Source organism: Enterobacter cloacae complex sp. SYL001 (genome assembly GCF_049237025.1).
GTDB classification, from domain to species: domain Bacteria; phylum Pseudomonadota; class Gammaproteobacteria; order Enterobacterales; family Enterobacteriaceae; genus Enterobacter; species Enterobacter intestinihominis.
On record NZ_JBMKJI010000021.1, the window covers coordinates 36,475 to 50,322 of the forward strand.

Below are 13,848 nucleotides of genomic sequence, written 5' to 3' on the forward strand. Positions count from 1 at the left end.
CTCGGTCAGGAATATTTATATCATTTAGACGTCTAAGCGTCTTGATTGCCAGAGACTAACATCGTGTTATAGTGTCAGCAACATAAGTATTACAGGCAGGCACACTACAATGAGCAATAACCCGTTGATCCCGCAGAGTAAACTTCCGAATCTCGGCACGACGATTTTTACGCAGATGAGCGCCCTGGCGCAGCAGCACAACGCCATTAACCTCTCACAAGGTTTCCCGGATTTTGACGGGCCGAAATATTTGCAGGAGCGTCTGGCGTACCACGTTGCGCAGGGAGCCAACCAGTATGCGCCGATGACCGGCGTGCAGGCGTTGCGTGAAGCCATTGCGGATAAAACGGCGGAGTTATACGGCCATAAGCCTGACGCGAACAGCGATATCACGGTAACCGCAGGGGCCACCGAAGCGCTGTATGCGGCGATAACCGCCCTGGTGCGTACGGGCGATGAGGTGATTTGTTTTGACCCGAGCTACGATAGCTACGCCCCGGCGATTGAACTGGCCGGTGGCGTGGTGAAACGCGTGGCGCTCCAGCCGCCGCATTTTCGTCCGGACTGGCAGGCGTTTGCCGCGCTGCTGAGCGATAAAACCCGGCTGGTGATCCTGAATACGCCACACAACCCATCGGCGACGGTGTGGCAGAAAAGCGATTTTGCCGCCCTGTGGCAGGCCATCGCCGAACGTGAAATCTATGTTCTGAGCGACGAGGTGTATGAGCACATCTGCTTTGCCGAAGAGGGTCATGCCAGCGTGCTGGCGCATCCGCAGCTTCGCGAGCGCGCAATCGCGGTATCATCATTTGGGAAAACCTACCATATGACCGGCTGGAAGGTAGGGTACTGCGTGGCGCCCGCCGCCATCAGCGCTGAGCTGCGTAAAGTGCACCAGTATTTGACGTTTGCCGTAAACACACCCGCCCAGCTGGCGCTGGCGGATATGCTGCGCGCTGAACCTGAACATTACCGGGACCTGCCAGCTTTTTACCGTGCGCGGCGGGATCGGTTTGTGACTGCCTTGAGCGAGAGTCGGCTGGAGATTTTACCCTGTGAAGGTACTTACTTCCTGCTGGCCGACTACAGCGCGATTTCCGATCTGGATGATGTCAGTTTTTGCCAGTGGCTGACGAAAGAGGTGGGCGTGGCGGCCATTCCGCTGTCGGTGTTCTGCGCCGATCCCTTCCCGCATAAACTGATTCGTCTTTGCTTTGCGAAGCAGGAGGCGACGCTGCTGGCAGCGGCTGCGCGCTTAAATTCGCTCTGACTATTCAACCGTCCAGGCTTCTGAAAAACGACGGTCCGCGAAGAGTTCCAGCAGACCGTTGATTTGCTTCAGTCGCAGCACTTCATCGCTGTCCATACCCAACTCCAGGCCAATTTTCTGCTCACTCCAGCCCATAAGCACCAGTTCTCGCACGATTTCTGACATGGCATTGATCTGGTGGCGTCCACGCGCGCGGTTGTGACGAATGGTTGTAGCCATGCGATCGAACTTTTCCTGGCGTGCTTTACGCAGGCAGGTAACAGGGAGGTAACCTTTAAGTTGACGCTTCAGAATAGCCCGATGACTGCCAAGCTCATGGCGATGGAATCCATCGACAATTTCATAGCTCTCAGGCGCATTTTCCGTCACAACGATAGGTTGTGTGAATCCATCCAGCTCCAGTGATTTGCTGAGCAACCGCTTCTCCGCCGGAGCGACATTATTTGGGTTGTAGTCATTGGCGGTGATGTCAGTCTGTTTTATCCACAATACGCAGTCGACGGGTTGATTATTAAAAGGGCTGATTTCGTGTAATGCCTGGCGAAAGGCATTAATAGCGCCGATTTTCTCTTCTTCAGAAAGGGCCTGCAGGTACGTCTGCATTTCTCTGATTATTTGCTGCTGCATAAAATCCCCCATTCCTTGCGTTTAGCTTTCACTCTTTCGCTGTAGCGTTGATAGTGTTTAGGTTTGTTTGGACTAAATGAGAGAGCCCGGCACCAGTAGTCATTGTTGAGTAAAACCTTGCAAATGCGTCGCCAGGAAGGGATATCTTTTGCGCCAATGTCACCCTCCTGCGTATCGGGAATATCGTCCAGGCCTCGCTTTTGATACCAGTGGAGATAAATTGCGATTTTATTTCGGTAATGTTCCGCCGTATTTTGCGGCATGCTGTCGAGTAGCAGCATGGCGTATTCGCGCCAGCCGAGATGGTCAGGTTTCAGGATCTTCCGGTGGCCATAAAAATGGTTATCGTGCCCGGCATAAATACCTCCACTTCGCACGCCGCAGGCGCGTTCACACATAGCCGCCCAGCGTTCGGGTTCAATGACATGATAGAGCCATAAGCCCTGACGCTGTTCCGGACCAAACGGTTCGCAGATGCGCATATAACGCGGCGGCACCCCCGCCTTGTACATCAGGTCGTATAACGGGTTATAGCAACATTTTGATTTCGCGAACCACGTCCAGATGTCGGCGGTTTTCCAGTCGTACAGTGGGTAGATATACCAGGCGTGCCCACCCGGGGCGACGGTCGTCCAGGGTTTATCGTCAGAAAAGCGCTGCTTACGCGCCGACGCGATAGCCAGAAAGCGGTTGTAAGATTCATCGGCGCGGATCCCCACCATGACTGCGGAAGGACGTCTTTGCGCATACCATTCGGCAAACTCGCGCACGAAGGCTTCAAACGTCATTCCCTGCTGATAAAAATCGAAATAGTGATAATCGGTAATGGCATCTTCTGGTGGCTGGCGAACCCAGTTTGTTCCGGGTTCCCAGCACTGCCATTCAGGTTGAAACTGTGACAGGGCGTTCTGGGTCGTGAGCGGAAGCGCTACCCACCAGAACTGGTGGATAACATCCCGATAGAGCGTTTTCATAGCGTCAACATGCTGAATGGTCGACGAGAATTGCGCTTCCCAGTCCAGAAAGATGACGTCTATTTTTCGCTTTAATTGCCGTGCTTTCTGGGCAACAAGATGCAGCATCACGGTAGAGTCTTTTCCACCGGAAAAGGAAACGCATACCTTGGGGAAATTGTTAAGCGTCCAGTGTATGCGTTCCGCAGAAGCGTCTAAAACATTTTCCTGTAAAGGGATTTTATAGTTCGACATGATTAATCGCGTCCTGCGTGTTAAATGTCTTGGGAAAATCAAAACGATATTATGGAATTATTTATCCTTAATTTCACGGAGTCATTTTTTTCGGTTCGCTTTAATTATATTCACCATGCAAATGTATTTTACGCAGACGGCGGAGAAACGCAGAGCTTATGCATTTTTTCAATGAATGTTGAAAAAACAGAGCTATTCAGTGATGAACGGCCGTAGAGCATATAGATCTTTAATTCAGGCAGCGCAAACGGTGGTTCAAGCCTTTTTAATTTCAAAGATTCTTTAAATGTTTCATAGATCGACACGGGGATATAGCCTAACAAATCAGATGAACTGACCATAGAGATGAGAGAGCTAAGGGAGTCGGTGTGAAAAGCAATATTTCTTTCCGGAAAAGCGTCATTGGCCCGACTCTGGAACTCTTTTACACCCGGATGAGCACTCTGGTAAAAAGTGAATTTCTCCTGGTATAGCGCGTCCACCGTAGCTGTGTCAGCGAGCCTTGGGTGGTCTGCTCTACAGATTAAGGCTATCGGCACCGTAGTGAAGTGGGTGCAGACCACAGAGCGATTGTGGATAGGTGCGATAGAGAAGATGAGATCGGCTTTACGATAGGCCAACAAATCTTCCGCTGATTCGGAGGAAATAAGCATATCTCTTTGTTCTATCTCATAATTCTCCTCAGATATTAAAAGCTTCAACGGTTCCAGCATCGAACCAGGAGACACCATTTGAGTGCAATAGATAACGAACTTTTTCTTGATGTCCGAGTGATGCATCATGTTGATCGTCTGCTCAAGCTGATTGAGATTTTTTTCCAGATGATGATGCAAGTTGGTACCTACCGTGGTGGGCGTAATTCCCTTCCCTGAACGGATAAACAGGGGGTCATCAAGCTGACCGCGCAGGCGTTGCAGCGACTGGCTGACGGCGGATGGTGTGATATAAAGCGTCTCGGCAGCCCTACTGATACTGAGATGTTGGTAAATGCATTCGAAGATAACTAACAGATTGAGATCGAATTTTTTTAGGTCGTAGAGGTTTGCCATGTTTCGTCCTGAGTGAGTTGAGTTTGCTGTCGTTATCACACCATGGAGTACGACAGAGTGTAGTTACCCTTTACAATCCGTGTGAATAACTCGCTTAATTTAAAATTTAAGTGATCTTAATATATCACGGCTCTGGATTATTGAAACATATCTTCAAGAGTTATTAAGATAATTTTATCTTTAAAGTGTGATTGAATTATTTGAATGACAAATGGCGTTTATATATAGCGTGAAACCCATAATGAAATTAAATTTATAATGTTTCAATGACCTGTTCGAATCTGCCTATCACAGCCATAGGCAGGACTATCCCTCTTATGCATTGCTCATTGCGCGCAGGGGTGCTGTAATCAAACCGCTGTTACGGCCTTGATACAAGGTATGTAGAGCGCAACGCAACGCCAGCTTCGGCTGGCACTGAATGTACCTGCGGGGAATTCAGGTATCAGGGCCGCCCGTTGAGGCGGCCTTTTTACTTTCAGGCTTTCCTGTAAAAGGTTCACCTTGCTGTCTTGTTGCTGTTGTAAGGTTTGGCTGATTGATTTGATAAAGCATACGCATTAGCCCCGATGAACAAAGTTGGTTACCTTACACCTCAACGAAAACACGGAGGAAGTACAGATGTCCTTGATTAACACCAAAATTAAACCTTTCAAAAACCAGGCGTTCAAAAACGGTGAGTTCATCGAAGTTACTGAGAAAGATACCGAAGGCCGCTGGAGCGTGTTCTTCTTCTATCCGGCTGACTTCACCTTCGTTTGCCCGACCGAACTGGGCGACGTTGCAGACCACTACGAAGAACTGCAAAAGCTGGGCGTAGACGTTTACTCTGTTTCTACCGATACCCACTTCACCCACAAAGCGTGGCACAGCAGCTCTGAAACTATCGCGAAAATCAAATACGCGATGATCGGCGACCCGACTGGCGCCCTGACCCGTAACTTCGACAATATGCGTGAAGATGAAGGCCTGGCTGACCGTGCGACCTTCGTTGTTGACCCGCAGGGCATTATCCAGGCTATCGAAGTTACCGCTGAAGGTATCGGCCGTGATGCATCTGACCTGCTGCGCAAAGTGAAGGCGGCTCAGTACGTTGCTTCTCACCCAGGCGAAGTGTGCCCGGCGAAATGGAAAGAAGGCGAAGCGACGCTGGCGCCATCTCTGGACCTGGTCGGCAAGATCTAAATTTCCGTCGTCCTTCACGCCATAGCTGCGTTGGCGTCGCCTGCTCACCCCGGTCACTTACTTCAGTAAGCTCCCGGGGATTCTCAGGCTAGCCGCCTTGCTCTGACGCGAAATACTCTGGAAATTGTTTCAGTCATGGGCGCACCCGCGCCCATTTCATTCCAGCACCATGATGCAAGTTGCATTCAGGCAGCCCGTATAAGGCGGCTTGCATGATGACGTTTTAAGAGAGGGAAGAATAATGCTCGACACTAACATGAAAACCCAGCTCAAGGCCTACCTTGAGAAACTGACCAAACCTGTTGAGCTGATTGCCACGCTGGACGACAGCGCGAAATCGGCAGAAATCAAAGCGCTGCTGACAGAGATTGCTGAGCTGTCGCCGAAAGTGACCTTCAAAGAAGACAACACGCTGGCAGTCCGTAAGCCTTCTTTCCTGATCGCCAACCCAGGGTCTGACCAGGGGCCGCGTTTCGCGGGTTCTCCGCTGGGGCACGAATTTACGTCCCTGGTGCTGGCGCTGCTGTGGACCGGTGGTCATCCGTCAAAAGAAGCGCAGGCGCTGCTGGAGCAGATCCGCGATATCAACGGTGATTTTGAGTTTGAAACCTATTACTCGCTCTCCTGCCACAACTGCCCGGACGTGGTGCAGGCGCTGAACCTGATGTCAGTGCTCAACCCACGCATTAAGCACACGGCGATTGACGGCGGTACGTTCCAGAACGAAATCACCGAGCGCAACGTGATGGGCGTTCCGGCGGTTTACCTGAATGGTCAGGAGTTCGGCCAGGGGCGTATGACGCTGACCGAAATCGTCGCCAAAGTGGATACCGGCGCAGAAAAACGTGCGGCGGAAGAGTTGAACCAACGTGATGCGTACGACGTGCTGATTGTTGGCTCCGGCCCGGCGGGCGCGGCGGCAGCGGTTTACTCCGCACGTAAAGGGATCCGTACCGGTCTGATGGGCGAGCGTTTCGGTGGTCAGGTTCTGGATACCGTAGACATTGAAAACTACATTTCCGTGCCGAAAACCGAAGGCCAGAAGCTGGCCGGGGCGTTGAAAGCGCACGTCAGCGACTACGACGTGGATGTCATTGACAGCCAGAGCGCCAGCAAACTGGTTCCGGCAGCGGTCGAGGGTGGTTTGCACCAGATTGAAACGGCGTCCGGCGCGGTGCTGAAGGCGCGCAGCGTGATCATTGCCACTGGCGCGAAATGGCGCAACATGAACGTGCCGGGCGAAGATCAGTATCGCACCAAAGGCGTGACCTATTGCCCGCACTGTGACGGCCCGCTGTTCAAAGGTAAACGCGTAGCGGTGATCGGCGGCGGTAACTCCGGTGTGGAAGCGGCTATCGATCTGGCGGGAATTGTTGAACACGTTACCCTGCTGGAGTTCGCCCCTGAGATGAAAGCGGACCAGGTGCTGCAGGATAAAGTGCGTAGCCTGAATAACGTCGACATTGTGCTCAATGCCCAGACGACAGAAGTGAAAGGCGACGGCAGCAAAGTGACCGGTCTGGAATACCGTGACCGCGTGAGTGGCGATATCCACAGCGTAGCGCTGGCGGGGATCTTTGTTCAGATTGGCCTGCTGCCAAACACCACCTGGCTGGAAGGCGCAATTGAGCGCAACCGCATGGGCGAGATCATCATCGATGCGAAATGCGAAACCAGCGTGAAGGGCGTATTTGCGGCGGGCGACTGCACCACCGTGCCGTACAAGCAGATCATCATCGCTACCGGTGAAGGTGCGAAAGCCTCGCTGAGCTCGTTTGATTACCTGATCCGCACCAAAACTGCATAATAAAAGAAAGCAAGACGACACCTGCAATACAAGAGGCCACCAAAAGGTGGCCTCTTTTTTTATCTGACGACCATCACCGGAATGTGGGTGTGGCGGATCACGCTGGAGGCGTTCGACCCCAGCAGGTGCGTGGTAATAGACGGGTTGCGCGAACCAATCACTACCACGTCGGCATTTAATTCCCCAGCAAGCTCATTTACGGCGTCACGCACGCTACCGAACCGGACGTGGGTTTTTATGCGGGAAGGATCGATGCTGAAGTGCCCGACCATGGTTTGCAGGCGCGTCTCGGCTTCATGCTGTAAATGCTCTTCAAAACGACGCACATCAGCAGCGAAACGATGCAGGCTCAGGCTGGCAGTGCCCGGTAAAACATGCAGAAGATGAATAACTCCGTCCTGCTGCGCGAGAAATTCCGCATGACGTACAGCTTTATCACTCAGTTCCATTTCGAAAACATCAACCGGCATAATGATTGTTTGATACATACCCGTTTCTCCTTGTTTATAAACGCTGCAATCATTCAACCACAAAATATAAATGGTTTCTGTAATCCCGACAGCACTTTTATCTCGCCAGGATAAATCTCAAAACAGCCGGATTCCGGGGCATATCCCGAGAGGTAGCTACCCTTTTATAAGCTTACCCACACCCTTTCGGAGGTTGCATGAAAGCTCTCACCTATCACGGTCCACATCATGTTCGGGTCGATAATGTCCCCGATCCGGGCATCGAACAGCCTGACGATATCATCCTGCGCGTAACGGCCACGGCGATCTGTGGTTCTGATTTGCATCTTTATCGCGGAAAAATTCCCAAGGTCCAGCACGGCGATATCTTTGGTCATGAATTTATGGGCGAGGTGGTGGAGTGCGGGAGCGAAGTGAAGAACGTGCAGAAAGGTGACCGGGTGGTGATCCCGTTTGTGATTGCCTGCGGTGACTGTTTCTTTTGCCAGATGCAACAGTACGCGGCCTGCGAAAACACGAACCGCGGGCAGGGCGCGGCGCTGAACAAAAAGCAAATTCCCGCCCCTGCCGCGCTGTTTGGCTACAGCCATCTTTACGGCGGCGTGCCGGGCGGACAGGCGGAGTATGTGCGCGTGCCGAAAGGCAACGTGGGGCCGTTTAAAGTGCCTCAGCTGCTGTCAGACGACAAAGCGCTTTTCCTGTCAGATATTCTGCCTACCGCCTGGCAGGCGGCGAAAAATGCGCAGATCCAGAAAGGCTCCAGCGTCGCCGTATTCGGGGCCGGGCCGGTGGGGTTGCTGACCATTGCCTGCGCGCGGCTTCTCGGCGCAGAGCAGATTTTTGTGGTTGACCATCATCCCTATCGACTGCGGTTTGCCCAGGAGCGCTACGGCGCGATCCCGATTAACTTTGATGACGATAACGACGCGGCGGAGAAAATCATTGAGCAAACGGCCGGGCAGCGCGGGGTGGATGCGGTGATTGATGCCGTCGGGTTTGAGGCCAAAGGCAGCACGACGGAAACGATCCTCAGTAACCTGAAAATTGAAGGCAGCAGCGGCAAAGCCCTGCGCCAGTGCATTGCTGCGGTGCGACGCGGCGGCGTGGTCAGCGTGCCGGGCGTGTACGCCGGTTTCATCCATGGCTTCCTGTTTGGCGATGCCTTCGATAAAGGGCTGAGCTTTAAGATGGGGCAGACGCACGTCCACGCCTGGCTGGGAGAGCTGCTGCCGCTTATCGAAAAAGGGTTGCTTACACCGGAAGATATTGTGACCCACTATCTTCCGCTGGCTGATGCGGAGCGCGCCTATAAGATCTTCGAAAAACGGGAGGAGGAGTGCCGCAAGGTGATCCTGGTGCCTGGCGCAGATACCCCGGAGGCAGCGCAGCAGAAAGTGAAGGGACTGGTGAATGCCTTCCCCGGCGGCGTTGTGTGAGGTTTTGTCCCCACGGCACTACAACAGAGTAAGCGTGGATTAAGCGGTTTTTGTCCGATATAAGACAATCGGTGAATTTGCGGAAAGAGGATGCAGGTGCATCCTCTGTGCAAAGCGGGGTCGCTTGTTCAGAAGGGATTAACGCAGGTAATCGCCAGCGGCTTCGGGCTGGTAGAGCAGCTCAAGTACTTCCAGATGGGCTGAGGCGCCGCCCGGGAGTTCCCAGTGGATAGTATCGCCCGTGCGCAGTCCAAGCAGCGCCGCGCCCACGGGTGCCAGCACCGAAAGCTGCATGCTGCTGTCGGTCATCTGCGCCGGATAGACCAGCGTACGGGTGAGTTCCTCCCCGGTGGTCAGGTTGCGGAACTTCACCTGGCTGTTCATGGTGACCACATCATGCGGCATGGTCTCAGGCGTACACATTTGCGCCCGGTCTAGCTCTTCGTTCAGCGCATCGGCAACCGGCAGCGAGGCGAATTCTGGTTTCTCCAACAGTCGGTCAATACGTTCTGCGTCGAGTTCATTGATGATAATCGTAGGTCTGGACATTTTTACTCCATGTCGTTAATGCTGCGTGTAACGCAGAAACCAATCCAAAAGAAAACCCTCGCCGTCTGGCAGCGAGGGTTTAACTTATCTGATGATACTGTCTGAAACCCTAAGTTTGAAGTGATGAAGATCACATTCGTGCGCCATATGAATTTTTGGCAATAAACCCGGCATCCCGATTCACGCTGAACGGAAATTTCGTTACGCTGGTAAAACTTAAACCGGGCAATGCGCGTTGCAGCCCCAGCGTAGAGAGAGCGATATGTACTTTTACCAACCGTCTCAGGGGCACGGTCTGCCGCACGACCCGCTGAACGCCATTATCGGTCCACGTCCGATTGGCTGGATTTCATCCTGTGATAAGGCCGGTCAACTGAACCTTGCCCCGTACAGCTTCTTTAACTGCTTTAACTATCGCCCACCGATCATTGGTTTTTCCAGCAACGGCTGGAAGGATAGCGTGCGGAATATTACCGAAACGGAAGAGTTTGTCTGGAATCTCGCAACGCGCGATCTGGCTGAGGCGATGAATGAAACCTCCGCCACACTCCCTCATGGCGAGGATGAATTTACCTTTGCCGGCCTGACGCCCGTAGCCAGCCAGCTTGTGAGCTCGCCGCGCGTGGCGGAAAGCCCGGTGAATTTCGAGTGTCGATTGTCACAGTGCATTCAGTTGACCGGCGCGGATGGGACACCGATTGATACCTGGCTGGTGCTCGGCGAAGTGGTGGGCGTCCATATCGCTGAGAGTTTGCTGGAAGAGGGGATTTACCAGACCGCGAAAGCGCAGCCCATTCTGCGTGCGGGTGGACCGTCAGCCTACTACGGCATCAGCGACAGCCATCGCTTCGATCTGGTACGCCCGGATGCGCGCAGGAACAATCAGTAACCAGCTTTATCGATAACAAACTGTTTGCCGCAGTTGCCCGGATGCGGCTGTGGCGCAAAGGTGCTGGCTGAGAGCGAGTTGTTAATGGTGCTGGATTTTAGCGAGATCTGCATCTCGGTCAGATAAGCCGGATTGCCATGGCAGGTAAGCTTGAACGCTTTTACGTTCTGTTTCCCCCAGCTTTTGGCCACGGCTGCATCAAAGTCGCTACGGCGGACGGTCTTGCCATAGTTTTCCGCCAGAAATTCCCCAACCGCACTATTTTTCACTTCCTGGTTCATGCGCACCATGGTGCCGAAGTAAGCGTCGGGATCAAAACCAAAGCAGACGCCGTGTTTCGCGTATTCATAACGTTCAAGGCAGGAGTTGCCGCCCGCGCCGGGCATCACGCTGTTCAGCTTCGCCGCGCCCGTTAGCGATAGTCCGGTCTCTGCGGCGTCACATTTGCGGCTGGCTTTTGCTTCCGGCATATTCGGAACCGGACGAGTGGCACAGCCGAAGCGCATCCAGCGGCGTTCATCCACTCCGCGAGCGGCAATAGATTTCGGCAGCGCTGGCCATAAGCCGTGGACGGTCAGAAAATCGGTTTTGTTGCTGCTCTCTTTTTGCAGGCGACACTCTTCCGGTTCGTCACGGTTGCGTTCGACCATACTCTGGCAAAATCCCGTTTGCCAGGAAAGCGCCAGAACGTAGCGATCGAAATCGCCGTACTGGGTTGGCTTAAGCGGATCTGCCTGAATTGAGAAGACACAGAGTGCAAGCGCTACTGCGCCAGACGGGATAACGATATCCTTCCTGAACATTTGCTTTCCTGATTGGTTGGGCGCGATTAATTTCTGAGGGTTATTAAAGCACAAAAAGCGCCCGCAGGCGCTTTTTGGAAAGCAGGAATTTCGCTTAGGCAGCGCCGGGAACCAGCACTTCGGTGGCGATAATAACGATAATCAGGCCAACCAGCACCGGCACTGACGTGCGTTTTACCACTTCAAACGGAGAGATTTTTGCCATCCCCGCCACCGCAACCACCACGCCCGATACCGGAGAAATGGTACGACCCAGGTTGGAGGCCTGGAGCATCGGAATGGACAGGTAAGCCGGGTTGATGCCGGAGGAGTGTGCCAGCTTAGGGATCATCTCAACAAACGCATAGAACGGCGCGTTACCGGAGCCGGTAGTCATCGCCGCCAGCATGGTCAGTACCACCAGCACCAGCATCAGGATAATGCTGGCCGAGCCGAACGAGGTGGCGATAGAGATCAGGCTCTGGATAAAGCCGATGGTGCTCAGCCCCTGAGCAAACACCCCTGCGGCAACCAGCAGCATCACCACGCCCGCGAAGGCATCCGCCATGCCGCGGAAGGCGACTTCAAGACCCGTGAACACCTTCTGGGTATTAAAGCCACGAACAAATTCCAGGATGGCCGCCAGCAGCATACAGATCACCAGGATAGTGATGATGTGCAGCTGAGGGCCCCATTTGCCGTCAAAAATAAGCACGCCAATAATCGGCGTGAAGGGCAGGATGGAATAAAACGCCGGGGCGGTAGTGGTGATTTCACTGACGTCCATCATCTCATGGCTGACGTTCTCTTTCTTATCGAGGTAGCGTTGCCAGAAGAAATGCGCCACGCCCATGCCGAGAATAGCGGTGATGGAGATTGGCAGTGTGGTTTTAAAGGCGAAGTCAATCAGCGACATTTCCGCGGCTTTCGCGGCCAGCACCACGTCACCGGAAGTAGGGGAGAGAATAATCGCCGCCGGAGAGGCGCAAATAGCCGCCGCTGCGCCACGGCTGATCCCGACGTTAACCATTACCGGGAATAACGTCGCCATTAACAGCACGCCAAGGCCCGTTGCTGAGGAAACGGCTAATGACATCAGACAGGCCAGGAAATAAGCCGCGACCATCAGCAGATAGGGGGAGTTAATATATTGCAGCGGCTTAGAAGCCAGCTTCACCACCATATCATTCGCGCCGATATGGGTCATATAAGCAGCAAATCCGCAGAGCATCATGATCATCATGCCCAGGTCGCCGCCGCGGCTCATCAGCAGAATTTTTATATATTCCACAATATCGGTAGCGGTATATCCGGTGCTGGCTTCGCTGGCGGGTAAAACCTGATGACCCATTAGCGCGCTAATGATCAGCAGCGTCAGGCCGCCGACAAATAGCACGCCGGTGGCTGAGTAACCTTTAATGATGTAGCGTGCTACACCGACAATGACCACGACTCCAATGAGGAGTTCGAGAAAAGTAAGCATGATTTCCCCTGTATCCTTGCTGCCCGAGAGACAAATAATCAATAAAAAAGAAGCCTGAAATGTGCCGAATAAATGGCCAGCCCTTGCTGATTAAAATCAAGAAAGAGACTACTAAAGGCAATGATGACGATATTTTTGCTAACCCTGCGTCATTTATATTAAGACGTTATTGACCTGATGAATAGATATTATATGTCATTAAATTGATGGTGAAGTGTTAAGGTTTTGAGTATTACTTGCCGACAATCGATTTAAAAACGTAAATCTCTTTAAAACTACTTCTCTTTCATTCTTTTGCCTGCTTATACTCGGTTCACTTTTACCCTATCCGACGATCTGAATATGCACGCCAGCTGGACATATCGCCTGCGCTTTATCAAAAAACATCTGCTGATGTTTTTGCTGGCGTTTGGCTGGCTGTTGATCCAGAGTCAGGTGGCCGTCGCCTCCCATCAATGTTCAATGGATTTGCGCGGTGAGGTGGCCACCATCCAGCATATGGATATGATGGCGGAACCGGGGCCGCATTATGCTGCCGGTGCTTCACCGCTGTGTGAAAAACATTGTGTGCCGGATCAGGTACAAAAAGAACCTGCCCAGCCGCATCTGGTGGCGCTGCCTGCCGCCATGACGCTGACCTTAACGACGCCAGAGTGTTCATCTGCAAGCCATTCTGCGTGGTCTGTTACCCCTCCTGCTGTGGGGCCGCCGGCAACGATCCGCTATTGCCGGTTTCGGGAGTAAAAACCTGTTAATTCGTTGATTTTATTTACTTAACGTTTAACAGGAGTTTTATCATGCGTACCCTATTCCTTTCCGCGCTGGTTGGCGCGTCCATCTCTTTCGCTTCTTATACCGTTCAGGCAAACCAGACCTGGCAGGGCCGCGGCGTGGTTCAGTCAATCTCTGACAATGCCGTCATGCTCCGTCACGAGGCCATACCGGAACTAAAATGGCCAGCGATGACCATGCCGTTTACTTTATCTTCGGGTGCCACGCTGAATGGCGCCAAACCGGGGGATGAGGTGACCTTCACGCTTGAGCGAGCGGGTGACGGTTTCCAGATTATCTCGCTGACGCCAGCGCGCTAAGC

General features: G+C 52.9%; 14 protein-coding genes. 7 read left to right on the forward strand and 7 right to left on the reverse strand.

The window, feature by feature from the left end:
- The first annotated feature begins 109 nt into the window (after positions 1-109).
- Positions 110-1,270 carry a pyridoxal phosphate-dependent aminotransferase gene (locus ACOTZP_RS17435; protein WP_022647408.1) on the forward strand — a complete coding sequence of 387 codons (1,161 nt, stop codon included), beginning with the start codon at positions 110-112 and terminating at the stop codon, positions 1,268-1,270.
- On the opposite strand, the gene ACOTZP_RS17440 is transcribed toward ACOTZP_RS17435, so the two are convergent.
- The 3 genes from ACOTZP_RS17440 to citR all read right to left on the reverse strand — a co-directional run bounded on the left by ACOTZP_RS17440 (position 1,271) and on the right by citR (position 4,154).
- Positions 1,271-1,897: an IbrB-like domain-containing protein gene (locus tag ACOTZP_RS17440; protein ID WP_032624678.1), complete on the reverse strand. Its 627-nt coding sequence runs from the start codon at positions 1,895-1,897 to the stop codon at positions 1,271-1,273. It abuts the gene before it with no gap.
- On the reverse strand, positions 1,882-3,105 hold the full coding sequence (locus tag ACOTZP_RS17445; RefSeq protein ID WP_271075003.1) for a phosphoadenosine phosphosulfate reductase: 1,224 nt from the start codon (positions 3,103-3,105) through the stop codon (positions 1,882-1,884). Before ACOTZP_RS17445 ends, ACOTZP_RS17440 begins: the two co-directional genes overlap by 16 nt.
- Positions 3,106-3,233: 128 nt before the next feature.
- Positions 3,234-4,154, reverse strand: a complete 921-nt coding sequence (citR, locus tag ACOTZP_RS17450) for a DNA-binding transcriptional repressor CitR (RefSeq protein ID WP_421633757.1) — start codon at positions 4,152-4,154, stop codon at positions 3,234-3,236.
- A gap of 621 nt (positions 4,155-4,775) precedes the next feature.
- Here citR and ahpC point away from each other — a divergent pair.
- The gene (ahpC, locus tag ACOTZP_RS17455) at positions 4,776-5,339 is read left to right on the forward strand and encodes an alkyl hydroperoxide reductase subunit C (RefSeq protein WP_014882974.1); all 564 of its coding nucleotides are present in this window, start codon (positions 4,776-4,778) and stop codon (positions 5,337-5,339) included.
- A 241-nt stretch (positions 5,340-5,580) separates the two neighbouring features.
- Entirely contained in the window at positions 5,581-7,146 is a 1,566-nt protein-coding gene (ahpF, locus tag ACOTZP_RS17460) for an alkyl hydroperoxide reductase subunit F (protein WP_206227961.1), read from the forward strand.
- 59 nt (positions 7,147-7,205) lie between these two features.
- Here ahpF and uspG read toward each other — a convergent pair whose 3' ends face one another.
- Positions 7,206-7,634: a universal stress protein UspG gene (gene uspG / locus ACOTZP_RS17465; protein ID WP_023299578.1), complete on the reverse strand. Its 429-nt coding sequence runs from the start codon at positions 7,632-7,634 to the stop codon at positions 7,206-7,208.
- Between the two features lie 179 nt (positions 7,635-7,813).
- Between uspG and ACOTZP_RS17470 the strand changes: the two genes are divergently transcribed.
- On the forward strand, positions 7,814-9,052 hold the full coding sequence (locus tag ACOTZP_RS17470) for a zinc-dependent alcohol dehydrogenase (protein ID WP_015571156.1): 1,239 nt from the start codon (positions 7,814-7,816) through the stop codon (positions 9,050-9,052).
- A gap of 138 nt (positions 9,053-9,190) precedes the next feature.
- Here the strand turns inward: ACOTZP_RS17470 and rnk are convergent, their stop codons facing one another.
- A complete protein-coding gene (gene rnk / locus ACOTZP_RS17475; RefSeq protein ID WP_022647414.1) occupies positions 9,191-9,601 on the reverse strand; it encodes a nucleoside diphosphate kinase regulator in 411 nt (136 codons plus the stop codon).
- A gap of 262 nt (positions 9,602-9,863) precedes the next feature.
- On the opposite strand from rnk, the gene ACOTZP_RS17480 reads away from it, so the two are divergent.
- Entirely contained in the window at positions 9,864-10,490 is a 627-nt protein-coding gene (locus ACOTZP_RS17480; RefSeq protein ID WP_023299579.1) for a flavin reductase family protein, read from the forward strand.
- Here the strand turns inward: ACOTZP_RS17480 and rna are convergent.
- Together rna and dcuC are read right to left on the reverse strand one after the other, a co-directional pair.
- Positions 10,484-11,293, reverse strand: coding sequence for a ribonuclease I (gene rna / locus ACOTZP_RS17485; RefSeq protein ID WP_032624674.1), 810 nt, complete (start codon positions 11,291-11,293; stop codon positions 10,484-10,486). The two genes, ACOTZP_RS17480 and rna, sit on opposite strands and share 7 nt — an antisense overlap.
- 94 nt (positions 11,294-11,387) lie before the next feature.
- Entirely contained in the window at positions 11,388-12,755 is a 1,368-nt protein-coding gene (gene dcuC, locus ACOTZP_RS17490; protein ID WP_017382481.1) for an anaerobic C4-dicarboxylate transporter DcuC, read from the reverse strand.
- Between the two features lie 342 nt (positions 12,756-13,097).
- On the opposite strand from dcuC, the gene ACOTZP_RS17495 reads away from it, so the two are divergent.
- Positions 13,098-13,499, forward strand: coding sequence for a hypothetical protein (locus ACOTZP_RS17495; RefSeq protein ID WP_063201394.1), 402 nt, complete (start codon positions 13,098-13,100; stop codon positions 13,497-13,499).
- A gap of 53 nt (positions 13,500-13,552) precedes the next feature.
- Positions 13,553-13,846: a copper-binding protein gene (locus ACOTZP_RS17500; RefSeq protein WP_046618907.1), complete on the forward strand. Its 294-nt coding sequence runs from the start codon at positions 13,553-13,555 to the stop codon at positions 13,844-13,846.
- Positions 13,847-13,848 lie beyond the last annotated feature (2 nt).

Bases quoted from the DNA above. Each gene is read 5' to 3' on its own strand.
- ACOTZP_RS17435 (WP_022647408.1), top strand. From the start codon at position 110: ATGAGCAATAACCCGTTGATCCCGCAGAGTAAACTTCCGAATCTCGGC.
- ACOTZP_RS17440 (WP_032624678.1), bottom strand. From the start codon at position 1,897: ATGCAGCAGCAAATAATCAGAGAAATGCAGACGTACCTGCAGGCCCTT.
- ACOTZP_RS17445 (WP_271075003.1), bottom strand. From the start codon at position 3,105: ATGTCGAACTATAAAATCCCTTTACAGGAAAATGTTTTAGACGCTTCT.
- citR (WP_421633757.1), bottom strand. From the start codon at position 4,154: ATGGCAAACCTCTACGACCTAAAAAAATTCGATCTCAATCTGTTAGTT.
- ahpC (WP_014882974.1), top strand. From the start codon at position 4,776: ATGTCCTTGATTAACACCAAAATTAAACCTTTCAAAAACCAGGCGTTC.
- ahpF (WP_206227961.1), top strand. From the start codon at position 5,581: ATGCTCGACACTAACATGAAAACCCAGCTCAAGGCCTACCTTGAGAAA.
- uspG (WP_023299578.1), bottom strand. From the start codon at position 7,634: ATGTATCAAACAATCATTATGCCGGTTGATGTTTTCGAAATGGAACTG.
- ACOTZP_RS17470 (WP_015571156.1), top strand. From the start codon at position 7,814: ATGAAAGCTCTCACCTATCACGGTCCACATCATGTTCGGGTCGATAAT.
- rnk (WP_022647414.1), bottom strand. From the start codon at position 9,601: ATGTCCAGACCTACGATTATCATCAATGAACTCGACGCAGAACGTATT.
- ACOTZP_RS17480 (WP_023299579.1), top strand. From the start codon at position 9,864: ATGTACTTTTACCAACCGTCTCAGGGGCACGGTCTGCCGCACGACCCG.
- rna (WP_032624674.1), bottom strand. From the start codon at position 11,293: ATGTTCAGGAAGGATATCGTTATCCCGTCTGGCGCAGTAGCGCTTGCA.
- dcuC (WP_017382481.1), bottom strand. From the start codon at position 12,755: ATGCTTACTTTTCTCGAACTCCTCATTGGAGTCGTGGTCATTGTCGGT.
- ACOTZP_RS17495 (WP_063201394.1), top strand. From the start codon at position 13,098: ATGCACGCCAGCTGGACATATCGCCTGCGCTTTATCAAAAAACATCTG.
- ACOTZP_RS17500 (WP_046618907.1), top strand. From the start codon at position 13,553: ATGCGTACCCTATTCCTTTCCGCGCTGGTTGGCGCGTCCATCTCTTTC.